Source organism: Lentisalinibacter salinarum (genome assembly GCF_040706555.1).
Taxonomy (GTDB): domain Bacteria; phylum Pseudomonadota; class Gammaproteobacteria; order Steroidobacterales; family Woeseiaceae; genus Lentisalinibacter; species Lentisalinibacter salinarum.
This window is the reverse complement of sequence record NZ_JAPDRH010000003.1, coordinates 376,425-400,205: the sequence shown is the minus strand read 5'-3', so window position 1 is coordinate 400,205 and position 23,781 is coordinate 376,425. Positions and strand designations below refer to the sequence as shown.

The window sequence follows — 23,781 nt, the reverse complement described above, 5'->3', positions numbered from 1 at the left end:
GGTCACCCTCCGAAAATCTCTTTCGCGCGCCCCAGTGCCGTCACCAGCCGGTCCACGTCTTCCCGGTTGTTGTAGAGGCCGAGCGAGGCCCGTGCGGTGCCCGGCAGGCCGTAGCGCTCCATCACCGGCATGGCGCAATGGTGACCTGTGCGGATGGCGACGCCGAGCTGGTCCAGGATAGTGCCCAGGTCGTGAGGATGGATCTCGTCCAGCATGAACGAGACCACGCCCACCTTGTGGGGCGCCGTGCCGATGATGCGCAGCCCCTCCACGGTGGCCAGCTGCTGGTTCAGGTAGGCCAGCAGCTCGGTCTCGTAGCGGGCGATCTCCGCCGGCCCGATGCCGGCCAGGTAATCCACCGCCGCGCCGAGGCCGACGGCACCCGAGATGTTCGGCGTGCCGGCCTCGAATTTGTAAGGCAGCTCGTTCCACGTGCTGCCCTCGAAGGAGACGGTGAGGATCATGTCGCCACCGCCCTGCCACGGAGGCATCTCCTCCAGCAGTGCCTCACGGCCGTACAGCACCCCGATCCCGGTGGGCGCGTACATCTTGTGCCCGGAGAAGGCGAAGAAGTCGCAGCCGAGTTCCTGCACGTTCACGGGCCCGTGGGGCACCGCCTGTGCGCCATCCACCAGCGTCACGATGCCGCGTTCCCGGGCCAGCGCGATGATCTCCCGCGCCGGCGTGATGGTGCCGAGGGCGTTCGACGTATGGGAGAAGGCGATGAGCTTCGTACGCTCGCCGATCAGTGCCTTCAGCGCCTCCAGGTCGACCGCGCCGGCGTCGTCGATGGGGGCGACGCGCAGCACCGCGCCCGTGCGCTCGCAGAGCATCTGCCAGGGGACGATATTCGCGTGATGCTCCAGCCACGTGATCAGGATCTCGTCGCCGGGACCGACGTTCTTCGCGGCCCAGCTGTTCGCCACCAGGTTGATGGCCTCCGTGGTGCCCCGCGTGAAGACGATCTCCGAGGTGGCGGCCGCGTTGATAAACCCCCGGACCCTCTCCCGTGCGCCCTCGTAGGCTTCGGTTGCCCGATGGCTCAACGTATGGACTCCGCGGTGCACGTTGGCGTGGTCGTGCTTCTCGTAGTGCTCCACGGCCTCGATCACGGGCAGCGGCCGCTGGGAAGACGCGGCACTGTCCAGGTAGGTCAGCGGCTGACCGTTCACTTCCTGGAACAGGATCGGGAAGTCCGACCGCCGGGCCTCGACGGCCGCGGTGGCGAGATCGCCCGCTATCTGATTCTCCTGTGCACTCACAGTAATGACTCCAGTTCGTCGAATTCCGGCAGGCCGCCGACCAGCATGCGCTCCATTCGCCGCGCCAGCGCCGGGGAATCGGTGCGGCCGAGCAGCTCGCGCAGGAAGGCGAAGATCAGCAGGTGCCGCGCGCTCTCCGTATCGATGCCCCGGGAGCGCAGATAGAACAGCGCGGTCTCGTCCAGCTGGCCGACCGTGGCACCGTGGCTGCACTTCACGTCGTCGGCATAGATCTCCAGCTCCGGTTTGGTGTCGACTTCCGCCTTGTCCGAGAGCAGCAGATTGCGGTTCGACTGGGCCGCGTCGGTGCCGTCGGCTCCGGCATGCACCATCACCTTGCCGTTGAACACGGCCCGGCTGCGGTCCTTCAGCACGCCGCGGTAGTCCTCGGTGCTGATCGTGTCCGGCGCCTCGTGATCGATGCGCGTGTGATTGTCCACATGCTGATCGCCGCCCGTCACGTAGATGCCGTTGAGGCTGACGGCGGCTTCGCGGTCGGTAAGGCGCACCATCGTATCGTGGCGCACGAGCCGGCCGCCGAGGTCGAGGCTGTGGCAGTCCAGTCGGGCCCGCGCTGCCAGCGCGGCATGCAGCCGGCTCACCTGAAAGCTCTGCGCCGGCTGCTGCTGGAGCCTGAAGTGCTCGATGCGCGAGGCCTCGTGCTGGACGATGTCGGTGACCACGTTCGTGAAGCGCCGGGCCTCCGCCTCGCCGGCGTAGTGTTCCACGATGGTCGCGCGGGCGTGGGCGCCGGCCTCGACCACGATGCGCGGGCTGGCCACGGCACTCGCCTCGCCGGTGACCACGAATACCAGGTAGAGCGGCCTGTCGAGCACGGCGGTGTCGTCGAGAGAAAGGCGCAGGCCGTCCGTCAGGAGCGCGCCGTTCAGTGCCGTCATCGCGTCCGCGGACGCGCCGGCCGCGCTCTGCGGCGGCAGACCCGTCCTCAGCAGCGGCTCCAGGGAGACGCCTTCCGGCAGCGTGTCGGGGAGGGAATCGGCGTCGAGGCGGCCGTCCACGAACACCACGGAGTGGGCATCGAACTCGCCGAGCACCTCCCGTGCCAGCGCCGCGGCGCGGCGCTCCGCGCTCTCACCCGGCGCCTCGGCGGTGCCGGCCAGCCAGTCGTCGCTGAAATCCGCCAGCGGCGCCAGGCTGGTGTACTTCCAGTCCTCCTGGCGGACGTGCGGGAACCCCGCCTCCAGGAAGCGCTGCAGGTTCGTCTCGCGAAACCGGGCGAGCCAGTCGGGTCCCGGCCGGGCCTCGACCGCCTGTCGCAGCCGCGTCTCGTCGAGGGACGGTGCCTTCATGCGCTAGCCGCCTCCCGCAGCCAGTCGTAGCCGCGCTCCTCGAGTTCCAGCGCCAGGTTCTTGTCACCGGAGCGTACGATGCGCCCCCGGGACAGCACGTGCACCGCGTCGGGCTCGATGTAGTCGAGCAGGCGCTGGTAGTGGGTCACCATCACGATCGCCCGGTCCGGCGTGCGCAGGGAATTCACGCCGCCGGCCACGACTTTCAGCGCGTCGATGTCCAGGCCCGAGTCCGTCTCGTCGAGCAGACACAGCGCCGGCTCCAGCACGGCCATCTGCAGTATCTCGTTGCGCTTCTTCTCGCCCCCGGAGAAGCCCTCGTTCACGCCCCGGTTCAGGAAACTCTGGTCCATCTGCATGAGGCTCATCTTCGAGCGCACGAGTTTCAGGAAGTCGATGGCGTCCACCTCCGGCTCGCCCCGGGCCTTGCGCACGGCATTCAGTGCGGCCTTGAGCAGGTAGGCATTGTTCACGCCCGGGATCTCCACCGGGTACTGGAAGGCGAGGAAGACGCCTTCACGGGCGCGCTCCTCGGGGTCCATCTCCAGCAGATCGCGGCCGCGGAAGCGCACTTCGCCGTCGGTGACCTCGTAGTCCTCGCGGCCCGCCAGCACGTGGGCCAGCGTGCTCTTGCCCGAGCCGTTCGGGCCCATGATGGCGTGCACCTCACCGGCATTCACCGTCAGGTCGACGCCGCGGAGGATCTCGGTGCCCTCGACGGTGGCGTGCAGATTCCTGATTTCGAGTAAGGGTTCCATTTAATGTCCTCGTCAGCCCACGGCGCCTTCCAGGCTCACGTTCAGCAGAGCCTGGGCCTCGACGGCGAATTCCATGGGCAGTTCCTTGAAGACTTCCTTGCAGAAGCCGTTCACGATGAGATTGACGGCATCCTCTTCGGAGATGCCGCGCTGACGGCAGTAGAACAGCTGGTCCTCGCCGATCTTCGACGTGGTCGCCTCGTGCTCCACCTTTGCCGAGGAGTTCTTCACCTCGACGTAGGGGAAGGTATGCGCGCCGCATTCCTTCCCGATCAGCAGAGAGTCGCACTGGGTGTAGTTACGCGCCCTGTGCGCGCTCGGCATCACCCGCACGAGGCCCCGGTAGGCCTGCTGGGCGCGGCCGGCGGAGATGCCCTTGGAGACGATCGTGCTCGTGGTCTCCTTGCCGATGTGGATCATCTTGGTGCCGGTGTCGGCCTGCTGCAGGTTATTGGTGACCGCCACCGAGTAGAACTCCCCCACCGAACGGTCGCCCCGCAGGACGCAGCTCGGGTACTTCCAGGTGATGGCCGAGCCGGTTTCCACCTGGGTCCAGGAGATCTTGGAATCGTCGCCGCGGCAATCGCCCCGCTTGGTGACGAAGTTGTAGATGCCGCCTTTGCCGTGCTCGTCGCCCGGATACCAGTTCTGCACCGTCGAATACTTGATCTCCGCATCCTTCATGGCGACGAGTTCGACGACCGCCGCGTGCAGCTGGTTCTCGTCCCGCATCGGGGCCGTGCAGCCCTCGAGGTAGCTCACGTGGCTCCCTTCCTCGGCGACGATCAGCGTGCGTTCGAACTGCCCGGTATTGGCGGCGTTGATGCGGAAATAGGTGGACAGCTCCATGGGGCAGCGCACGCCCTTCGGCACGTAGACGAAGCTGCCGTCGGTGAAGACCGCGGAGTTCAGCGCCGCGAAGAAATTGTCGCGCCGGGGTACCACGCTGCCGAGATACTTGCGAACCAGTTCCGGATGCTCGCGGATGGCCTCGGAGAACGAGCAGAAGATCACGCCGGCCTCGGAGAGCTTCTCCTTGAACGTGGTCGTGACCGAGACGCTGTCGAAGACGGCATCCACGGCCACGCCGGCCAGCCGGGCCCGCTCGTGCAGCGGGATGCCGAGCTTGTCGTAGGTCTCGAGCAGCTTCGGATCCACTTCGTCCAGACTCTTCGGCCGGTCCGCGTCGGATTTCGGCGCCGAGAAGTAGGAGATGGCCTGGAAGTCGATGGGCGGATGCTGCACGTGTGCCCAGTTCGGCTCGCGCATCTTCAGCCAGTGCCGGTACGCCTGCAGCCGCCACTCCAGCATCCACTCCGGCTCGTCCTTCTTCGCCGAGATCATGGCGATGACGTCCTCGGACAGGCCGGGCGGCACGGTGTCCGAAGCGATGTCCGTATAGAAGCCGTGGCGGTACTTGCTCTTGACCAGTGTCTCTACTTCGGTGCTCTTGGTAGCCATAATGCGCTCAGTGTGCGTCCGTTTTGTCTTCCCGGCCGATGGCAGCGGTCGCCGCGGTGGTCGCGGGCATCGGCACGAGCGTGAATGTGGGGATGGCGGGGCGCGATTTCTGCAACTCTGTCAGGCTGATACCCGCCAGGGCGGCGCGGATCTGCCGGTTTATCTGTTGCCAGGAACTGCCAACGCTGCAGTTCTCCTCCAGCTCGCAGCTCGACTCCCGGCCGCTGCACTCGGTAATGGCCAGCGGGCCTTCCAGGGCGTCGATGATATGGGCCGCGCTGATGTCTTCCGGCGCCTGCGCCAGCCGGTAGCCGCCGTTCGCGCCGCGCTCGGAGGCCACCAGGCCCGCGTGGGCGAGCTGTTTCAACAGCTTGCTGACGGTGGGGGCGCCCAGCCCGGTCGCCGCAGCGATCTCGCTGGCGCTCTGCAGCTCATGGTCGGCGTCCGCCAGGTGCGCGAGCACCACGGTCCCGTAGTCGGTGAGTTTCGAGATTCTCAGCATTGCGGCTCTCACGACTGATGGAGTGCGCTAAGACCGAATCATGGGATCCGGCCTGAAGCCTCTCCTGCACGTTATAGAGGACCATTTTAGTACTAATTGGTTTCCGGTGCCAGATCGGGCGTATTTCAGGGGGTCCGGGGCAGAGGATTTTGCTATCCTCTGCCGCTTGCGCGAGCGCCCGGACCCGGGCCCGGCGCACCGATGGCACAGGGACGGAGATGGCCCAGAACACGGAAAACGTGGTCGAGATCCGCGGCCTCTGCTATTCGCGGGGCCAGCGCCAGATATTCGACCATCTGGATATCGACATCAAGCGCGGCAAGGTCACGGCCATCATGGGCCCCAGCGGCACCGGCAAGACCACGCTGCTGCGCCTGATCACAGGCCAGCTCGTGCCGAACAAGGGCACGATCGTGGTCGACGGCGAGGATATCTCCAGGCTCAACCGCAGCGGCATCTATCGGATGCGCAAGAAGATCGGCATGCTGTTCCAGAACGGCGCGCTGCTCACGGATTACCCGGTGTTCGAGAACGTGGCTTTCCCGCTGCGCGAGCACACCGATCTGCCGGACCGCCTGATCCGCCACATCGTGCTAACAAAGCTGCACGCCGTGGGTCTGCGCGGCGCGGCCACCCTGATGCCCGCGGAACTCTCGGGCGGCATGGCGCGGCGGGTGGCACTCGCCCGCGCGATGGTCATGGACCCGGAAATCCTCATCTACGACGAGCCGTTCGTCGGGCTGGACCCGATCTCGATGGGCGTGATCGTACGCCTGGTCCGGCGCATGAACGACATCCTCGGCATCTCCAGCATCGTGGTCAGTCACGACGTGCAGGAGATCAGCACGGTGGCCGACGTGAGCTACCTGATCTCGGACGGCAAGGTGGTGGCGTCCGGCAGCCCGGAGGAGCTGAGCGGAGCACCCTCGGAGCTGGTCAGGCAGTTCATGCACGGCATGGCGGACGGGCCGGTGCCGTTCCATTACCCGGCGCCGGACTATGCGGAGCAGCTCCTCGGCCGCGAGGGTGACTGACACCGTGCTGCGGGATCTCCTCTACGCACTGGCCGGCTTCCTGCAGACCTTCGGTCAGCTGCAGCTGTTCTTCCTGCGTCTGGTGGCCGAGACGCCGCGGGCGATCTGGCGCCGCTTCCCGCTCATCGTGCAGCAGGTCCACAATACGGGCGCGCTCTCGCTGCCCATCATCATCACGTCCGCCTTCTTCGTGGGCGGCGTCCTGGGCCTGCAGGGTTACGACAACCTGTCGCGGTTCGGCTCGGAGGACGCGCTGGGCGTGTTCGTCGCGCTCTCGCTCATGAAGGAACTCGGCCCCGTGGTGACCGCACTGCTGTTCTCCGGCCGGGCCGGCACGGCACTCGCCTCGGAGATCGGCCTCATGCGGGCCACGGACCAGCTTTCGGCCATGGAGATGATGGCCGTGGACCCCATCCGGCGGGTCGTGATGCCCCGTTTCCTCGGCGGCGTCATCGCCATGCCGCTGCTCGCCGGCATCTTCAGCGCGGTGGGCATCTTCGGCGCCTATATGGTGGGCGTCGTGCTGATGGGGGTTGATATCGGCGCCTTCTGGGCGCAGATGAGGGAGAGCGTGGAAATGGCCGACATCATGGAGGGCGTGGTCAAGAGCGTCGTCTTCGGTGTGGCGGCCAGCCTGCTCGCCGTGTTCGAGGGTTACAATGCCCTGCCGACGGCGGAAGGGGTCGGCAGGGCGACGACGCGCACGGTGGTCATTTCCTCCATCGCCGTGCTCGTGCTCGATTTCATGATCACCGCCGCCTTGATGTGAAGGTACAGCGCTTATGCAACAGACCAGAGCCGTAGAGATCAGCACCGGGTTGTTCGTGTTCCTGGGCTTCGCCGCGTTGTTCTTCCTGATCACGCAGACGACCACCATCGGCGGTTACGTGCAGGACGATACCTACGAGGTGACGGCCCGGTTCCAGAACGTGGGCAGCCTGAAGGTGCGCTCGCCGGTGAGCATGGCCGGCGTCACCATCGGGCGGGTGAGCGCCATCGAGTTCGACCCGCAGCGACTGGACGCCGTCGTGACCATGCGCATCGAGAACCGCTACGACCAGATACCGGAGGACTCCGACGCCAGCATCCTCACGGCGGGGTTGCTCGGCAGCCAGTACATCGGGCTTCAGCCTGGCGGCTCCGAGATGTACCTGGAAGACGGCAGCGAGGTGCTGTTCACGCAGTCCGCGGTGGTGCTGGAGAACCTGATCGGTAAATTCCTGGTGAACATGGGTTCGGGAGACGACGAATGAGATTCTGGATGACCACCCTGGCGCTGCTGGGCGTATTGCTGAGCCTCCCGGGTATCGCCCGGGCGGAAGGTCCCACCGCCGTGATCGAGACTGCGGTGGACGAACTCTCGGAGGCCCTCGAGGGCCGCAAGCTGGAGCTGTCGGAGAACCGGCAGGAGTTGTACGAGGTGATCGACGGCATTCTGCTGCCACGCTTCGATCGCCGCTACGCCTCCCAGCTCGTGCTGGGCCGCTACTGGCGCACGGCTAGCGAGGAGCAGCAGGAGCGGTTCATCCGCGCCTTTTACCAGGCGCTGGTCGAACGCTATGCCGACGGCGTGCTGGAGTTCGACGAGGAGCGCATCGAAGTGCTGCCCTTCCGTGGCGACCCGGAGGAGCGGCGCACCACGGTGCGGACCGAGGTCAAACTGGACGACGGCACGGAAGTGCCGGTGAACTACGGCCTGGTGAAGCGCGAGGACGGCTGGAAGGTGTATGACGTGACCGTCGAGGGCATCTCCTACGTGCGCAACTTCCGCACCGAGCTCAACGCGGAGATCGCCAGCAAGGGACTGGAGGGCGTCATCCAGCGGCTGGAGCGTGAGGCGGGTTTGCGCGAAGGCGAGGGCGGGGAGTCCGATAGCGGGGACGCTGAAGACTCGGGCGAGAAGTGAGCGAGCGCTGGGAGTTCCGTGACCTGGGCGAGGGCCGTTTCGCGCTGGAGGGCGAGATGACCTTCGGGACGGCGGCCGCGATACTGCGGGAGAGCATCGAGCACTTCGCCGATCACACGATGCTGGAAGTCGACCTGGGCGGCGTCACGAAGACCGACAGCGCCGGCCTGGCGCTGCTGCTGGAGTGGATCACCTGGGCGAATCACACCGTGCGTGAAATTCATTTCCGTCGGATACCGGAGAAGGTCACGAACATCGCCCAGACCAGCGACGTGGAGGAACTCCTGAGCGTGGGCGAGCGCTGGGTGGGATTCATCGAGGACCGTGGGGGCGAAGAGAGCCCCGCGCCGCTCTGAGTCTTCGCCTGCGGTCCGGCGGCAGGCTCCAGCCGTCAGCCGATGCCCGGATTGCGGCCGGGGTCGTTTCGGGCCACCTCCCTGAGCTGCTCCTCGCTCAGGTATTCCTTGATGAAATCGATCCGCGCCTCGAAGCGCGCGCGCTGAATCGGCTCGGTCTCCGGCAGCTCCAGCGCCCGTGACAGGAAGCCCACGGCCCGCACCAGGTCGCCGATCATGATGTTGTACTCGGACAGGTAGTAGTGGGCCTCGGCCGTCTCACCGGCGGCAATGGCGGCCCGGGCGATCAGCCGTACCTGCTCCGGCGTCGGCGGCGTGTTGTTCAGCAGATCCAGCAGCATGTCGTGGGCCATGTCGCCCCGGCCCAGCTGCAGCAGCGTCTCGGCGTAGCGGATCACCAGCGGCACGTTGCGCGGGAACAGATCGCGGGCGTTCGCATACGTGGACAGCGAGGCCATCTCGTTGTCGTTCGCCATCTGCGCCTCGGCCAGGCCGATGTGATAGGCGATCACGTCCTCGTTGCGGTCGATCAGCCGCTCGAAGATACGCTGGGCCTCGGCCGGCCGGTCCATGCGCAGGAGCACCAGCGCCTCGCCGTAGAGCGCGGCATCGCCTGGCGGCGCGGATTCGCGGAAGTAGGTGAGGGCGTCCCGGGGCGAGGTGCGGCCCTGGGCGATGATCCGCGCCTTGGTCAGGCCGTAGCCCATCGTTTCCTCGACCTCGGCCACGTTCAGCGCGGCCGCCCGGGAGCGGGTCTCGGCGATGCGGGCGCTGGACACCGGGTGAGTGCGGAGGAACTCGGGGACGCTGCTGGCGAACGGCCCCGCCCGACGGCCGATGGTGGCGAAGAAGTCGGGCATGCCCTGGGGGTCGAAACCGGCGGCGGCCATCGTGGCCACGCCGACCCGGTCCGCCTCGTACTCGTTGCGGCGGGTAAAGTCGATGCGGTTCTGCACCATCATGCCCTGGGCCCCCATGATGGCGCCCTGGGTGGCGTCGCTGCCGCCGTCCGCGGCCATGCCGACGAGGATCGCGCCCAGCATGGTGGCCAGCGTGATGATGCTGGCCCGGGAGTTGTTGTAGATGGAGCGGGCGATATGGCGCTGGGTCACGTGGGCGATCTCGTGGGCCAGCACGCCGGCCAGTTCGCTCTCGTCCTCCGTCGCCTCGATCAGGCCGGTATGCACGCCGATGAAGCCCCCGGGCAGTGCGAAGGCGTTGATGCTCGGGTCGTCGACGACGAAGAACTCGAACTCCTGCTCGCCGTCGTTCGCGTGCGCGACCAGCCGGTGGCCGATCGCCTCGATGTACTCGGTGATCTGGGGGTCGTCGACCACCGTGCCCCGGTTCCTGAGCTCGCGCATGATGGCGCGGCCTATACGGGCCTCCTCCGACTTTGGCAGCATCGCGTTGGCCGGGCTGCCGATATCCGGCAGCTCGTCGGCCGCCAGCAGGGGCCCGCCGCTCGCGAGTATCGCCGCCAGCGGCGCGAGCAGCAGCACTGACCTGGCAGCGAGAGCGGCCAGTCTTCGGAGGTCAGCCAACATGAAAGGTAGGACAATGGCCGGCATATTGCGTTCCCATTATACGCCGGCCTTCCGCGGCGGACCGTCAGAAAGTGTCAACGGGAGATCCGGACGGGGTCGCGGCGTCAGGCCAGCTCCTTCGCCGCCTCGAGCACTTCCCCGGCGTGGCCCTTCACCCTGACCTTGCGCCATTCCCGGCGCAGTTTGCCCTTGTCGTCGATCAGGAAAGTGCTGCGTTCGATGCCCACGACCTTGCGCCCGTACATGTTCTTCTCCTTGATTACGTCGAACTGGCGACAGACCTTCTCCTCCGCATCGGACAGCAGGTCGAACGGAAACTCGTGCTTGGCCCGGAATTTCTCGTGGGAGGCGACGGAGTCGCGTGAGAGCCCCAGGATCACCGTGTTGGCCCGCTTGAACTTGCCGTGCAGGTCGCGGAAATCCTGGCCCTCGGTCGTGCATCCGGGGGTGGAGTCCTTCGGATAGAAGTACAGAACGACATTCTTGCCGCGCAGGTCCTTCAGGCGGACCGACTTTTCGCCCGTCGCGGGCAGCTCGAAGTCCTTGACCATCTTGCCGATTTCGGGTGCGCTCATCGGGGTCTCTCCTCCTGCAATGGAATCCGTACCGGGCGGCGCCGGCGTCAGGCTTTCACCGGTTCGAGTATGGCGTCCAGGTTGTACTGGTCGCACATCTCCATGAACTCTTCGCGAAGCTGGGCGATGTGGATGCGCTCGGGCACGCTGATATTCATCTGCACGGAGAACATGGGCGCGCCGGTGTGGGCGGCCGCATAGCTGCGGGTGCTGAGCTCGGCGATGTCGATGCCCCGGCTCGAGAAGAAGCGGGCGATATTGAACACCACTCCCTGCTGGTCGAGGCAGACGACGTCCACGGCGTAGGGCAGGCTGTCCCGCTTCTCCGCGCGTTCCCGGGTTTGGCGCAGGGTGGCGTTGATCCCGTGCTGTTTCTCGAGCTTGTCGAGTTCGGTCTCCAGCCGGTTCACGGTATGCCAGTTGCCGGAGACCAGCAGCAGCATGGCGAATTCCTGGCCGAGGGTGCTCATGCGGCTCTCGATGATATTGCCGCCGCACTCCAGGATGGTCTCCGTCAGGTCCTGAACCACACCGGTTCGGTCGTTTCCGATAGCTGAAATAACAATGAGTTGGGACATTTTTCTCGAACAGATTGTGCGCCTGGCGCGGCTGGCTGGTCGCCGCAGTGTACTGTGATTGTAGCGGCGTGCAAGCAATTGATTTGCCGCGCACTCTTGCCGCGGACCGGGCTCGGCCAGTACCATCGCCGGCTTGTTCACGCGGAGTAATCCATGATCCAGGGCAGCCTGGTCGCGCTCGCGACGCCGTTCACCGATGCCGACGAGGTCGACTATGCGGCGCTCGAGCGCCTGATCGATTTCCATTGCGAGGCGGGGACGGACGGGCTGGTGATTGCCGGCACGACGGGTGAGTCCGCCACGCTCCTGAAAGAGGAGCACGCCGAGCTGGTGCGCCGCTCCGTGGAACTCGCGGACGGGCGCATCCGGATCCTGGCCGGCACCGGTTCCAACTCCACCCGCCAGACCCTCGCACTGTCGCAGGCGGTCGACGGCGCCGGCATCGACGGCTTCCTGATGGTCGTCCCGTACTACAACAAGCCGACCCAGGAGGGCATGTTCCGGCACTTCTCGACCGTGGCGGACGCGGTGAGCAAACCGGTGATGCTCTACAACGTACCCGGCCGGACGTCGTCGGACCTGCTGCCGGAAGCGGTGGCCAGGCTGGCGGCGCACGAGCGTATCTTCGGCATCAAGGACGCTACCGGCGACATCGGCCGGCTGCAGGCAATGCAGGCGGTCTGTCCCGCGGATTTCCGCTATTTCAGCGGCGACGACTTCACCAGCGCGGATTTCCTGCTCAACGGCGGTCACGGGGTGGTGTCGGTGACGGCGAACGTGGCGCCGGCCCTGATGGCGGAGCTCTGCCGGGCGGCCGCGGCCGGCGACGAGGCGACGGTGCGCGAGATCGACGCGCGCCTGCAGCCGGTGAACAAGGCGATGTTCCTGGAGTCGAATCCCATCCCGGTCAAGTGGGCCCTGCATCGCATGGGCTTCATGGGTGTGGGTATACGGCTGCCGCTCACGCCGCTGGACGCGCGCTTGCGGCAGCAGGTGGACGAGGCACTCACGGGCGCCGGCATCATGCTGGGCGCGGAGACGAACGAATGAAACGACTGATCCTCCGGCCGGTGATGGGGATGGCGATGGCGATGCTGCTGAGCGGCTGCTTCGGGCTCGGCCTGGGCGGCGACGACTGCGGCGAGGCCAAACCCTACCAGGAGAGCCGGCTCACGGATCCGGTCAAGGTGCCGGAGGGACTGAGCGGTCTGGACGAAGGTCGGGATCTGGAAGTGCCGGTGGCTTCGACGCCGCCGGGTGCCGGGGAGGGCCGCTGCCTGGAAGAGCCGCCGCCGTTCTCCCAGCGCATTGCCGAAACCCGCGACGACGAGGAAGATTGAACTGGCGGGGCCGCTGCAGTAATCTGCGCGCCCGCTTCGCCGCGGGACGAGAATTCCGGAGAGGTGGCCGAGTGGTCGAAGGCGCATGATTGGAATTCATGTATAGGGTAACCCCCTATCGAGGGTTCGAATCCCTCCCTCTCCGCCAAAAAACAAGAAAAGGGCCCTCGCGGCCCTTTTTTTGATTTTCGCTGAACCGGGGTTCGAACCCTCGATATCAGACAATCGGGTTCGAGCCGCCCGCAGAGTGAGCCTGCGAAGCAGGCGAATCAATCCCCCCGCTCCGCTACTTCATAGATTACGCAGAAGGCGCGGCGCCGGCCCGGCGTCACTCCATGAGCCTGCGATTCTCTTCGGCGACCTGCCCCAGGGCGGGCGGCGAGTCCAGCGTCGTCACCGGCACGAGCCGGCGAACCATTTCGTGGAAGCGCCAGATACCGCTCTCCTCTGAGGACAGCGGTCCGGGACGGTAGCCGGTCGTCGCCAGGCCCTTCTGTACCCGTTCGCACAGGTCGCGATCCTCGTCGTTGATGGAACCGTTGATATCGAGGTTGAGGTGCCGGAGCTTCTGCTCCGCGCGCGTCGGGTTCGGGTGGCCGTAGAAGAGAGCGCGGACGAGCGTCCTGTCGTGTCCCAGCGGCATGATCTGAAAGATGTCCAGCAGCTCCGGGTAGAGGTCGATGCCGAGGTTGCCGGCAAGGCCGAACTGCACCCAGCGATTGTGCAGATCCTCCGGAATTCGCTCGAACGAGGCGGGGAACAGTTCCTGGTAACGGCGCTCGGCATCGACGTTCGACGGCTTGTCCCGGATGGCGAACACGCCGTAACTCAGGCCGCTCGTCAGTTCTTCGCCCTCGTCGGTGCTTTCCACCAGCCGATTCAGGCCGGGGTGCCCGACCGGGATATGATAATTCTCGAGATAGTTGTCCCAGGCCACCTTCCAGTTGCAGTCCCAGACCTGGCGCACCGTTTCTGCACAGGCAACGTAGGAGCCGGTGTCGTACTGCTCGAAGTACTCAGCCGTGTGCGCGAACTGCTCGGCCACGCTCGGGCCGTCGCCCCGGACGCGCGCGAAAAGAAGCCCGTGGAAATCCTCCAGCTGGATCTCGTGCAGCCCGAACTGGCCGCGATCGATCGGGGCGAAGTTCTCTTCCCGGGGGATACCGAGCAGGGAGCCGTCGAGCTGGTAGGTCCAGCCATGGTAAGGACATTTGATCACGCCACGGCAATGGCCCTTGCCCTCGAATATCCGCGAAGCCCGGTGCCGGCAGACGTTCAGGAAGGCCCGCAGCACGCCATCCTTGCCGCGCAGCACGACCACGCTGTCGCGGCCCAAATCGACCGTCACGTAGTCACCGGGCTCGGCTACTTCGTTCCGATGGCCCACCAGTTGCCAGCGGCGCAGAAAAAACGCGTCGTACTCGAGATCGAGGACTTCGGGATTCAGATAGGTCCAGGGCGCAAGCGGTCTGCCGACTTTCTCGGGGTTGCGCAGGGGCCTGATTTCGGTGGATTCAGTGGCCATTTCCTCTCCTTTCGCCTCTTCATACTAGCGCAGGCGGGCGGATGGCGGCGAGTCAGGCCTCGGCGGCAAGTGATCCGAGTCCCGGCGCATTCTGTCGCTCACGTCGCGATCTTCGATTCGCAGTCCGGCATCTGATTCCGCCTTGTGACCCCGATTCGGATCATCTATGGTGGAAATACACATCGATGAGATGCGTGCTCATGCTCATCCGAGGACCCTACACAAAAGTACTCGACTGGTGGCCGCCGCCCGCGGCTCGCTCGCTCGCCCAGCGATAACGGCACAGCGCATTGCCCGGAGGGCACGCTGTCCGTCCAGAACAGTCGTACTGATCCCGGGGGTCCCCAATGCCATTGGAAATTAATCGCGAAGTCTTCATCACCTGTGCGGTCACCGGCTCCGGTGGCACACAGGACAAGTCACCGCACGTGCCGCGCTCCCCGAAGGAGATTGCCGACAGCGCCATCGAGGCGGCAAAGGCCGGCGCCGCCATCGTGCACTGTCACGTGCGCGAGCCGGAAACCGGCAAGCCCTCACGCAGCGTCGACCTGTACCGTGAGGTCACCGAGCGCATCCGTGACGCGGACACCGACGTCGTGATCAACCTGACTGCCGGCATGGGCGGTGACCTGGTGCTCGGTTCCCCCGACGCGCCATTGCCGTTGTCCGGAGACGCGACCGATATGGCGTCGGCGGAGCAACGGGTCGAGCATGTCGCGGAGTGCCGCCCCGAGATCTGCACGCTCGACTGCGGCACGATGAACTTCGCCGAAGCCGACTACGTCATGACGAACACGCCCGGCATGCTGCGGGCCATGGGCAAGCGGATGACGGAGCTCGGCGTGCGCGTCGAGATCGAGGCCTTCGATACGGGCCATCTGTGGCTCGCGAAGCAGCTCGCCGACGAGGGCATCATCGAGGCGCCGCACCTGGTACAGCTCTGCATGGGTATTCCGTGGGGCGCGCCCGATGACCTGCATACTCTCATGGCCATGGTCAGCAACGTACCGTCCGACTGGCACTTCTCGGCCTTCTCGCTGGGCCGGAACGAGATGCCCTACGTCGCGGCGGCGGTGCTGGCCGGCGGCAACGTCCGGGTCGGCCTGGAAGACAACCTCTACCTCAGCAAGGGCGAGCTGGCGACCAACGCACAGCTGGTCGAGAAAGCGGCGAGGATCGTCGAGGATCTGGGCGCCACCGTAATGAGTCCGGAGGCCGTCCGCAAGAAACTGGAGCTCACGAAGCGGGCTCCGCGATGAACGCCGCGACACCGGGGCGCCGCAAGGCGGCGTTGCTCGGCGGCGGCGTCATCGGCGGCGGCTGGGCGGCCCGATTCCTGCTGCACGGCTGGGACGTCTCCGTCTGCGATCCGCATCCCGAAGCCGGAAAGCGGGTTGCCGAGGTGCTCGCCAATGCGCGGCGCTCCCTGCCGGCGCTGGCCGATGCGCCGCTCCCGCCCGAAGGCGAGCTGACTTTCTGCACGCGGCTGGCCGACGCTGTCCGCGACGCGGACTGGATCCAGGAGAGCGTGCCCGAAGACCTCGCGCTCAAGCACGAGGTCATCGCCGAGGTCCAGGCGGCCGCACCGCCGGATTCGATCCTCGGTTCGTCCACTTCCGGCTTCAGACCGGGCGAACTCCGGCAGGGGTCGGCGGATCCCGGGCGCATCCTGGTGGCGCATCCCTTTAATCCGGTCTACCTGCTGCCGCTCGTCGAGGTGGTCGCAGGTCCGGAAACTGACGAAACCATCGTCGCCGGCGCGATGGACCTGCTCGCCTCGATCGGCATGCATCCGCTCAGGGTACGCCGCGAAATCGACGCGCATATCGCGGATCGCCTGCTCGAGTCCGTGTGGCGCGAGGCACTGTGGCTCGTGCGGGACGACATCGCAACGACGGCCGAGGTGGACGATGCGATCCGGATAGGCTTCGGTCTGCGCTGGGCGCAGATGGGGCTATTCGAGACCTACCGGCTGGCCGGGGGCGAGGAGGGGATGGCGCATTTCATCCGCCAGTTCGGCCCGGCGCTCAAGTGGCCGTGGACGAGACTGATGGACGTACCGGAGCTCGACGAGGCGCTGGTCGCGAAGATCGCCGATCAGTCCGACGCCCAGTCAGGGGATTACAGCATCCGCGAGCTCGAGGCGATCCGCGATCGCAACCTCGTCGGCATCCTGCGCACTCTCAAGGAGCGGGACTGGGGTGCCGGCCGGACGCTGAATGCGCATGATCGCCACCTGCGGGAACGGGCGCCGCCCGCGGCTGCGCAGACCGGGGGACAGGGACCGCTCCGGCTGCTGGAACTCGCCGTGCTGCCGGCCTGGATCGATTACAACGGGCACATGACCGAGTACCGCTACGTACAGGCTTTCAGTGACAGCTGCGAGGCACTGCTGCGGCGGGTCGGCATGCATGATGAATACGTTGCTGCCGGCTGCAGCTGGTACACGGCCGAGACGCATACGCAGTACTTCGACGAGGTGGTCGCAGGCGCGTCGATGTATAGCACCGCCCAGGTATTGGCGACGGACGGCAAGCGCCTGCACGTTTTCTACCGTCTGCACGCGGCCGAAGACGACCGCCTGCTCGCGACGCTCGAGGCCATGTACCTGCACGTCAATACCGCGAGCGGCCGGGTCGAGGAGGCCGCGGCCGACGCGTCAGCCGCGCTGCGGCAGCTCGCCACTGCGCATGCCGCCCTGCCCGTCCCTGAAACGGCGGGCCGCAGCGTCGGCCAGCGCCAATAAAGGACTTGATGAAATGAACTTCGAACTGACCGAAGAACAGCACCTGATCGTCGATACGACGCGGGCGTTCGTCGAAAACGAACTCTATCCGCACGAGGCGGAGATAGAGCGCACCGGACATCTCGATATGGATGTCGTCCGGGAAATCCAGCAGAAAGCCATCGAGACGGGTCTCTATGCCGCGAACATCCCCGAGGAGTTCGGCGGTGCCGGCCTCGACACGCTGACCTGGCTGCTCTACGAGAAGGAACTCGGCCGCGCGAATTACGCGCTGCACTGGACGTCCGTGGCGCGGCCGTCGAACATCCTCTGCGCCGGCACGCCCGAGCAACGGGAGAAATATCTGAAACCCTGTGTCGCGGGGGAGACGTGGGACTGTCTCGCGATGACGGAGCCCGGCGCGGGCTCCGACCTGCGCGGCATGAAGGCCACGGCAAAGCGCGACGGCGACGACTGGATCCTGAACGGGACCAAGCACTTCATCTCCCACGCCGACATCGCGACGTTCTCCATCGTTTTCATGAAGACGGGCGAGGAAGACAGCCCGCGTGGCAAGCGCGCGTTGATCACGGCCTTCTTCGTCGACAAGGGTACGCCCGGTTTCACCGTACGCGACGGCTATCGCAACGTCTCCCACCGCGGTTACACCAACGCCATCCTGGAGTTCGACGACTGCCGCATCCCGGCCGGGAACGTGCTGGGCGAGGTGCACGAGGGCTTCCAGGTAGCGAACGACTGGCTCGGTGCGACCCGGCTGCAGGTGGGTGCGACCTGCCTGGGCCGGGCGGACCGGGCCTTCGCTCACTCGGTGGCGTACGCCGCCGAGCGCGAGCAGTTCGGGCAGCCGATCGGCAAATTCCAGGGGGTCTCGTTCAAGCTTGCCGACATGGCAACCGAGATGAAGGCGGCCGAGCTGATGATCCTGGAGGCGGGCTGGAAATACGATCAGGGCACGGTGAGCGATGCCGATATGGCCATGGCGAAGCTGAAAGCCACCGAGATGCTGGCATTCGTCGCCGACGAAGCGATACAGATCCACGGCGGCATGGGCCTGATGGAAGAACTGCCGCTGGAACGCATCTGGCGGGATGCGCGCCTGGAGCGCATCTGGGAGGGCACCTCCGAGATCCAGCGTCACATCATCAGCCGCGCGCTGCTGCGGCCACTCGAGAAATAAGGGGGGGCGTGAACATGAGCAAAGAGGACGTCAGGACTCGGATCGATGGCGGGGTACTCGAAGTCATCGTCGACCGGCCGAAAGCAAACGCCATCGATCGCGCGACCAGCGTCGCGATGGGGGAGATCTTTGCGGATTTCCGCGACAGTCCCGACCTCCGGGTGGCCATCATTTCGGGCGGTGGAGAGAAGTTCTTCTCCGCGGGCTGGGACCTGAAGGCCGCCGCCTCCGGCGAAGAAGCCGACGGCGAGTACGGCATCGGCGGTTTCGGCGGTATGCAGGAGCTCGAGCATTTCAACAAGCCGGTGATCGCGGCGGTCAATGGCATCTGCTGCGGCGGTGGCCTCGAGATCATGCTCTGCGCGGATATCATCATCGCCGCCGACCATGCGACGTTTGCGTTGCCGGAGATTCGTTCGGGTACCGTGGCCGACGCGGCTTCCATCAAGCTGCCGAAGCGCATCCCGTATCACATCGCGATGGAGATGCTGCTGACCGGGCGCTGGCTGGATGCCGAGGAGGCGCACCGCTGGGGCTTCGTCAACGAGGTAGTGGCGGCCGACAAGCTGATGGAGCGTGCCTGGGAGGTGGCCCGGGTGATCGAGTCCGGACCGCCGCTGGTCTACGCGGCGATCAAGGAAGTGGTGCGTGAAGCAGAGAACATGAAGTTCCACGATGCGTTGCGCAAGATCATCAACAGCGAGTTCCCGACCGTGAAGACGCTCTATTCCAGCGAGGATCAGCTCGAAGGGGCCCGCGCATTCGCCGAGAAGCGCGACCCGGTCTGGAAGGGCCGCTAGGTGCCGGGCATCCGTGCGTAAGGCGGAGGCGCTCAAGCGGCTGCTGAGTCCCCGGTCGGTGGCCGTCATCGGCGGCGACAGCGCGGCGGAGGTCGTCCGCCAGTGCCGCAAGATCAGTTACACCGGCGAGCTGTGGGCATTGAACCCCCGACGGGAGGAGCTCGCGGGCATCGCCTGCGTGCCGAGCGTGGCTGACCTCCCGGGTGTGCCCGACGCGTCCTTCGTTGCCGCGCCACCGGAGGCCACCCTCGACATCATCCGGGACCTCGCTGCCGCGGGAGCCCCGGGGGCCGTCTGTTTCGCGGCGGGCTTCGCCGAAACCGGCGCGCTCGGAGCCGACCTGCAGCGGGAGCTCAGAGGCGCGGCCGGCGATATGGCGATCATCGGGCCGAACTGCCACGGCTACCTCAATTATCTGGACGGCGTCGCGCTGTGGCCGGACCAGTACGGTGGCCGCCGTTGTGAGCGGGGCGTTGCTCTGATCGCGCAGAGCGGCAATATCGCCATGAACCTGACGATGCAGCGCCGCGGGATCGATTTCTCCTACGTCATTTCGGTCGGCAACAGCAGCGCGCTCGGCATGCACGACTACATCGATGCCCTGCTCGACGACGAGCGCGTCACGGCCATCGGCCTGCATATCGAGGGGCTGAGCGATGTCCCGGCCTTCTCCAGGGCGGCGATACGCGCCCTCGAGAAGGGGGTGCCGATCATCGTCTACAAGGCCGGCCGTTCCGCCCGGGGGGCGGAGATCACGATGAGCCATACGGGTTCACTCGCCGGCTCCGACGAGCTCTACACGGCGCTGTTCACCCGGCTGGGTATCGCCCGCTGCGATACGCTGTCCCGATTCCTGGAGACGATGAAGTTCCTCTCCCAGGGCGGGCCGCTGCACGACGCGACGGTCGCATCCCTGAGCTGCTCGGGCGGAGACGCGACGATCGTCGCCGACAACGCCGAACGGCTCGGCCTCGCGACGCCGCCGTTCTCCCGTGAGAGTGCCAAACGCCTGCAGGAGCTGCTCGGGCCGAACGTCAGCGTTTCGAATCCGCTGGATTATCACCTCTACGTCTGGGGCGACATCGACAAGCTGACCCGCTGCTTTACCGAGGTTCTCGGGAACGATTACGCCTGCTCGCTGCTGGTCCTCGATTACCCGCCCGGCGAGGACAACGACGACGCCAGCTGGCAGGTCGCCGAGCGGGCGTTGCAGGTGGCGGTCGAAGCGACCGGCTGCCGCGCCGTCATCGTCTCGTCATTGCCGGAGACGATGTCCGACACGATCCGCGAGCGCCTCAAAGGTGCCGGTCTGACGCCGATGCAGGGCATAGAGGACTGCCTGTTCGCGATTCGCGCGGCGGCGGACGTCGGCGCGGCACGACGTGCGCTGACCCGGGTCTTGCCCGTGGCTGCAACCCGGTCACGCAGCGGCGAGTCCGTCCTGCTCGACGAGTGGCAGAGCAAGCAGGAGTTCGCTGCGGCCGGTATTCCGGTGCCTGAAGGCCGAGTCTGTATCCCGTGCGAAGTTGCCGACGTTGCGGCGGGAATCGGCTACCCGGTGGTCCTCAAGGGTATCGCCGAGGGGCTGGCGCACAAGAGCGAGGCCGGTGCCGTCGTCGTCGGCATCGAGACCGACGCGGAGCTCCTGGACGCCGCGGAAGGGCTGGCGGAGCGCTTCGATCGCCTTCTGGTCGAGGAGATGGTCGGTCCGGCCATCGCCGAGCTGATTGTCGGCTTCAGCCAGGACTCGGGCTTCGGTTTGACCATGCTGATCGGTAGCGGCGGGGTCAACGTGGAACTGTTGCAGGACACTGTCTCGCTCCTGCTGCCGGTGACTCGGGATGAGATTGTCGCGGCGATTGGCCGCCTGAAGGTTGCTGCGCTCATCGCCGGGTATCGCGGTGGGACCCCCGGCGATCTCGACGCGGTGATCGATGCCGCAGACAAGCTGGCAGCCTATGCCGTCGCCAACGCAGACCGGATCCATGAGCTGGACGTCAACCCGCTGATCGTCACGCCCACAGGGGCGGTCGCCGCCGATGGCCTGATTCGGATGATCGAAAGCCGGTAGAACCCGGCCGTCGGTGTGCGCGCCGGCAGGGGCCACCTCGCGATGCCGGTGCTGATATTGCTGTAGCGGATCCCCACCGATAGAGTTGTGGTGGCCATGGAGACGGCGAAGAAGTACGCTCGGAGCGCGCTGCGCCGGAAACAGGAACCGCCGGGGGTACCCGGTGCCCGCCACGCGGAGGCATCATGAGTATGCGTTCGAGCACACGGTTCGCGCTCCTGGGAGCGGCCCTGGTCGCGATCAGTTTCGGCCTGGCGCGCTTCGCCTTCGGGCTGTTCGTTCCTCCGATCCGCGCCGAACTGTCGCTCACGCCCTACGTGATCGGCATCATCGGCGCGCTGCCGCTGATCAGTTTCCTGCTGGCCACGCTCGTCGCGCCTTTCATCGCCAACCGTCTCGGGGCCCGCCATACCGCAGTGCTGTCGGGTCTGTTCGGCGTCGGCGGACTGACGCTGATCAGCCTGGCGTCCGGTCCGGTCTCGCTCGGCGTCGGTGTGTTCGCCTGCGGCATCTGCACGGGGCTGATGATGCCGGCGCTCACCGCCGCCATGCGGGCGGTGGTCAGGCGCAGGCAGCACGGGCGGGTCAGCGCGGTCATGAACGCCGGCACCAGTGTCGGCGTGGCGGTGGCCGTGCCGGCCGTGCTGTTCATGGCCGGGGCCTGGCGTTTTGCCTACGCCTCCTTCGCCTTCCTCGCCGCCGCAGGCGTCGTGGCCGCGTGGCGCTTCATCCCCGCGGCATCGCCCATCGTGCCGTCCAACGCCGCGCCGCCTCCGCCCATCAGCAATCTGCAGTGGTCCCGCCTGTTCGAACTCTCCCTGTTTGCATTCGTCATGGGATTCATCGCGTCGGCGTACTGGATATTCGCGCCCGACCTGGTGGTCACCCTCGGCGCGCTGCCGCCCGGCGCAGCCGGATGGCTGTGGCTCGCGGTCGGCCTGGCGGGCCTCGGCGGGGCCGTGGTCGCCGATCTGGCAGACCGCAACAATCCGCCGATCACCCACGCATTGATGCTGATGATGCTGTCGGCGAGCCTCGCGTTGCTCGCCGCCAGTCCCGGCAGCGTGGTGCTCGCGACGTTCTCGGCGCTGGTCTTCGGCCTGGCCTACATGAGTCTCACGGGCCTGTACCTGATGACCGGCATCCGCCTGTTGCCGGGTCGGCTGGCGATGGGGCCGGTGCTGCCGTTCATCGCCGTCGCGCTCGGACAGGCCGCCGGCTCGCCCGTGGTCGGCGCCCTGGTGGCCGATGTCGGTTATGCCGATGCGTTTGCCCTGCTGTCGGCAATCGGCATAACCGTGGCGATCCTGTCGCCGTTTTACCCGGGCTACATCGAGCCCGAGCCGGACGAGGAAGCCGAGGAGCAGGATACCGGCCTGCAGGCGGCCTTCGATCAACAGCTGCAGGATGCGGAGGGCGAGCCGTTCAGGTACGGCACGGAAACCGCCAAAGACGGCTAGGAGAGAGCGGCCAGAGCCCTATCGGTGGGTGTGCCCGGTTGACGCGGGGCGGATCAATTCCGCCCGGGTGCCATAAAGTGGGAGACCGTCAGCCGCCTCCGGTCCCTGCATCGAACTGACGGAGCACTTCGTCCTCGACGGCCCAGAGGCGGTCCTGGCCCCAGATTCCTGCGTCGCCGACGCGGAAGCTGGGCACGCCCCAGAGGCCGAGCCGGAACAGTTCCTCCCGGTTGGTCTCGGCGACCGCGCGCCAGTCGTCGCTGCCGAGGTGGCGGCTCGCCTGCTGCCAGTCCAGGCCCGCTTCCGTGACGATCCGCGCGAGTCCACGGTCGCTGCCCGCATCGATGCCCCGGGACCACACGCCGCGCATGAACGCGAGGCAGTACTCGTAGCCGCGCCCCTCCCCGATGGCCCAGGGCAGCAGGGAGTAACCGCGCTCCACCGGTTCGCCGAGGGGGTCGGCGATGCGGCCGAAAGGGATGCCGAGCCGGCGGGCTTCCCGGGCCACGTCGGTCACTATGTAGCGGCTCTTCATCTTCGGCACCGGCAGGCCGCGCATGCGCATCGGCAGCACGTAACGGAGCTGCAGCCGGGCGCCGCAGGCGTCGGCAAGGGCCCTGACCCGTTCTGCGGCGATGTAGGTATACGGACTGCGAAAGGACAGGAACCAGTGGATGTCCGGCGGTTGTCCGGAGGCGGGCGGAGCTGCCGCGGCGGAGGGCACGGCCGGCGGCGCAAACAGGGGTTCGCCCGGCGCGCCGGTGCGGCGCGCCCCCAGATCGGCGAGCCGCGACTCCAGGTAGTGCAGCCGGTCCAGGCCCCAGTACCACTCGCCTTCGTAGTGCAGCGTGGCGCCGAGGTAGTGGCCGAGCTGCTCGCGCCGCGTGTCGCCGCCGGGTTGTGCGCCGGCGATCAGTTCCCGCACCGCCGGGCCCTGCGCATCGGGATCCAGCCCGGTGCGGGCCGCGAGCCGGGCGGCATCGACGCGGGACCAATCCTCCAGCCGCTCCCGCTCCGGCGCCGCCCAGTCCGGCGGTGGGCCGACGAGCCAGATTCTCAGTTCTGTATCGTAGCGCTCGACGAAAGCGGGCAGCGCCTGCACGAGCAGGCGCGAATGGGGGTCGTCCGGCTGATGGAAAAACTCCACGACATGGGGGCGCCCTTCCTTGCGCCGGCGCGACTCTGCTTTTCTTCGCAACCTCCGGAGGCGCGCCTCGCCGAGGAAGGATTCGGTCAGGCGCGAGACGATCGCCGTCTTCAGTGACATTCGCTGGCTCCCCCGTGGGTCTTCCATCGGGATGGTAGTTGAACGGCGTGGTCGCGACCAATCTGTGAACCGGGTCCGACAGGCCGGTGAGGCGCGCCGTTAGACT

23 protein-coding genes and 1 tRNA gene are annotated in these 23,781 nt (G+C 66.6%); 14 read left to right on the top strand and 10 right to left on the bottom strand.

Annotation, left to right across the window (positions count from 1 at the left end):
- Positions 1 to 2: 2 nt before the first annotated feature.
- From ACJMKZ_RS12395 to ACJMKZ_RS12375, 5 genes are read right to left on the bottom strand one after another with little or no spacing between them, the layout of a single operon-like run.
- Positions 3 to 1,262, bottom strand: a complete 1,260-nt coding sequence (locus ACJMKZ_RS12395; protein WP_405233520.1) for a cysteine desulfurase — start codon at positions 1,260 to 1,262, stop codon at positions 3 to 5.
- Complete coding sequence (sufD, locus tag ACJMKZ_RS12390) at positions 1,259 to 2,572, bottom strand: Fe-S cluster assembly protein SufD (RefSeq protein WP_405233519.1); 1,314 nt, start codon at positions 2,570 to 2,572, stop codon at positions 1,259 to 1,261. The genes ACJMKZ_RS12395 and sufD overlap by 4 nt, the downstream gene beginning before the upstream one ends.
- Positions 2,569 to 3,330, bottom strand: coding sequence for a Fe-S cluster assembly ATPase SufC (gene sufC, locus ACJMKZ_RS12385; protein WP_405233518.1), 762 nt, complete (start codon positions 3,328 to 3,330; stop codon positions 2,569 to 2,571). The genes sufD and sufC overlap by 4 nt, the downstream gene beginning before the upstream one ends.
- A gap of 12 nt (positions 3,331 to 3,342) precedes the next feature.
- Entirely contained in the window at positions 3,343 to 4,791 is a 1,449-nt protein-coding gene (gene sufB, locus ACJMKZ_RS12380) for a Fe-S cluster assembly protein SufB (RefSeq protein WP_405233517.1), read from the bottom strand.
- A gap of 7 nt (positions 4,792 to 4,798) precedes the next feature.
- Positions 4,799 to 5,293, bottom strand: a complete 495-nt coding sequence (locus ACJMKZ_RS12375; protein WP_405233516.1) for an SUF system Fe-S cluster assembly regulator — start codon at positions 5,291 to 5,293, stop codon at positions 4,799 to 4,801.
- 218 nt (positions 5,294 to 5,511) lie between these two features.
- Between ACJMKZ_RS12375 and ACJMKZ_RS12370 the strand changes: the two genes are divergently transcribed.
- The 5 genes from ACJMKZ_RS12370 to ACJMKZ_RS12350 are packed head-to-tail and all read left to right on the top strand — an operon-like array spanning position 5,512 to position 8,589.
- Positions 5,512 to 6,327: an ABC transporter ATP-binding protein gene (locus ACJMKZ_RS12370; RefSeq protein WP_405233515.1), complete on the top strand. Its 816-nt coding sequence runs from the start codon at positions 5,512 to 5,514 to the stop codon at positions 6,325 to 6,327.
- The gene (gene mlaE, locus ACJMKZ_RS12365) at positions 6,320 to 7,096 is read left to right on the top strand and encodes a lipid asymmetry maintenance ABC transporter permease subunit MlaE (protein ID WP_405233514.1); all 777 of its coding nucleotides are present in this window, start codon (positions 6,320 to 6,322) and stop codon (positions 7,094 to 7,096) included. The genes ACJMKZ_RS12370 and mlaE overlap by 8 nt, the downstream gene beginning before the upstream one ends.
- A gap of 13 nt (positions 7,097 to 7,109) precedes the next feature.
- Positions 7,110 to 7,580, top strand: a complete 471-nt coding sequence (gene mlaD, locus ACJMKZ_RS12360; protein WP_405233513.1) for an outer membrane lipid asymmetry maintenance protein MlaD — start codon at positions 7,110 to 7,112, stop codon at positions 7,578 to 7,580.
- Positions 7,577 to 8,233 carry an MlaC/ttg2D family ABC transporter substrate-binding protein gene (locus ACJMKZ_RS12355; RefSeq protein ID WP_405233512.1) on the top strand — a complete coding sequence of 219 codons (657 nt, stop codon included), beginning with the start codon at positions 7,577 to 7,579 and terminating at the stop codon, positions 8,231 to 8,233. Before mlaD ends, ACJMKZ_RS12355 begins: the two co-directional genes overlap by 4 nt.
- Positions 8,230 to 8,589 carry an STAS domain-containing protein gene (locus ACJMKZ_RS12350; protein ID WP_405233511.1) on the top strand — a complete coding sequence of 120 codons (360 nt, stop codon included), beginning with the start codon at positions 8,230 to 8,232 and terminating at the stop codon, positions 8,587 to 8,589. The genes ACJMKZ_RS12355 and ACJMKZ_RS12350 overlap by 4 nt, the downstream gene beginning before the upstream one ends.
- Positions 8,590 to 8,624: 35 nt before the next feature.
- Here ACJMKZ_RS12350 and ACJMKZ_RS12345 read toward each other — a convergent pair whose 3' ends face one another.
- The 3 genes from ACJMKZ_RS12345 to ACJMKZ_RS12335 form a co-directional block, all read right to left on the bottom strand.
- Positions 8,625 to 10,136, bottom strand: a complete 1,512-nt coding sequence (locus ACJMKZ_RS12345) for a beta-barrel assembly-enhancing protease (RefSeq protein ID WP_405233510.1) — start codon at positions 10,134 to 10,136, stop codon at positions 8,625 to 8,627.
- A 104-nt stretch (positions 10,137 to 10,240) separates the two neighbouring features.
- Complete coding sequence (locus ACJMKZ_RS12340; protein ID WP_405233509.1) at positions 10,241 to 10,711, bottom strand: peroxiredoxin; 471 nt, start codon at positions 10,709 to 10,711, stop codon at positions 10,241 to 10,243.
- A 47-nt stretch (positions 10,712 to 10,758) separates the two neighbouring features.
- The gene (locus tag ACJMKZ_RS12335; RefSeq protein WP_405233508.1) at positions 10,759 to 11,289 is read right to left on the bottom strand and encodes a glycine cleavage system protein R; all 531 of its coding nucleotides are present in this window, start codon (positions 11,287 to 11,289) and stop codon (positions 10,759 to 10,761) included.
- Positions 11,290 to 11,442: 153 nt separating this feature from the next.
- Between ACJMKZ_RS12335 and dapA the strand changes: the two genes are divergently transcribed.
- The 3 genes from dapA (at position 11,443) to ACJMKZ_RS12320 (ending at position 12,777) form a co-directional block, all read left to right on the top strand.
- Positions 11,443 to 12,339, top strand: a complete 897-nt coding sequence (dapA, locus tag ACJMKZ_RS12330; RefSeq protein ID WP_405233507.1) for a 4-hydroxy-tetrahydrodipicolinate synthase — start codon at positions 11,443 to 11,445, stop codon at positions 12,337 to 12,339.
- The gene (locus ACJMKZ_RS12325; protein ID WP_405233506.1) at positions 12,336 to 12,629 is read left to right on the top strand and encodes a hypothetical protein; all 294 of its coding nucleotides are present in this window, start codon (positions 12,336 to 12,338) and stop codon (positions 12,627 to 12,629) included. The genes dapA and ACJMKZ_RS12325 overlap by 4 nt, the downstream gene beginning before the upstream one ends.
- A gap of 57 nt (positions 12,630 to 12,686) precedes the next feature.
- Positions 12,687 to 12,777: transfer RNA gene (locus tag ACJMKZ_RS12320), tRNA-Ser, on the top strand.
- Between the two features lie 180 nt (positions 12,778 to 12,957).
- Here ACJMKZ_RS12320 and ACJMKZ_RS12315 read toward each other — a convergent pair.
- Positions 12,958 to 14,154, bottom strand: a complete 1,197-nt coding sequence (locus tag ACJMKZ_RS12315) for an aromatic ring-hydroxylating oxygenase subunit alpha (protein WP_405233505.1) — start codon at positions 14,152 to 14,154, stop codon at positions 12,958 to 12,960.
- 347 nt (positions 14,155 to 14,501) lie between these two features.
- Here ACJMKZ_RS12315 and ACJMKZ_RS12310 point away from each other — a divergent pair, with 347 nt between their 5' ends.
- The 6 genes from ACJMKZ_RS12310 (at position 14,502) to ACJMKZ_RS12285 (ending at position 22,408) form a co-directional block, all read left to right on the top strand.
- The gene (locus ACJMKZ_RS12310; protein ID WP_405233504.1) at positions 14,502 to 15,413 is read left to right on the top strand and encodes a BKACE family enzyme; all 912 of its coding nucleotides are present in this window, start codon (positions 14,502 to 14,504) and stop codon (positions 15,411 to 15,413) included.
- Positions 15,410 to 16,900 carry a carnitine 3-dehydrogenase gene (locus ACJMKZ_RS12305; protein WP_405233503.1) on the top strand — a complete coding sequence of 497 codons (1,491 nt, stop codon included), beginning with the start codon at positions 15,410 to 15,412 and terminating at the stop codon, positions 16,898 to 16,900. The genes ACJMKZ_RS12310 and ACJMKZ_RS12305 overlap by 4 nt, the downstream gene beginning before the upstream one ends.
- 13 nt (positions 16,901 to 16,913) lie before the next feature.
- Positions 16,914 to 18,077, top strand: coding sequence for an acyl-CoA dehydrogenase family protein (locus ACJMKZ_RS12300; RefSeq protein WP_405233502.1), 1,164 nt, complete (start codon positions 16,914 to 16,916; stop codon positions 18,075 to 18,077).
- Between the two features lie 14 nt (positions 18,078 to 18,091).
- Entirely contained in the window at positions 18,092 to 18,877 is a 786-nt protein-coding gene (locus ACJMKZ_RS12295; protein ID WP_405233501.1) for a carnitinyl-CoA dehydratase, read from the top strand.
- A 13-nt stretch (positions 18,878 to 18,890) separates the two neighbouring features.
- Positions 18,891 to 20,948 (top strand): acetate--CoA ligase family protein, encoded by a 2,058-nt coding sequence (locus ACJMKZ_RS12290; protein ID WP_405233500.1) that lies wholly within the window; start codon positions 18,891 to 18,893, stop codon positions 20,946 to 20,948.
- A gap of 185 nt (positions 20,949 to 21,133) precedes the next feature.
- Positions 21,134 to 22,408, top strand: coding sequence for an MFS transporter (locus ACJMKZ_RS12285; RefSeq protein ID WP_405233499.1), 1,275 nt, complete (start codon positions 21,134 to 21,136; stop codon positions 22,406 to 22,408).
- A gap of 88 nt (positions 22,409 to 22,496) precedes the next feature.
- Here ACJMKZ_RS12285 and ACJMKZ_RS12280 read toward each other — a convergent pair whose 3' ends face one another.
- Entirely contained in the window at positions 22,497 to 23,675 is a 1,179-nt protein-coding gene (locus tag ACJMKZ_RS12280; RefSeq protein ID WP_405233498.1) for a DsbA family protein, read from the bottom strand.
- Positions 23,676 to 23,781: the final 106 nt, after the last annotated feature.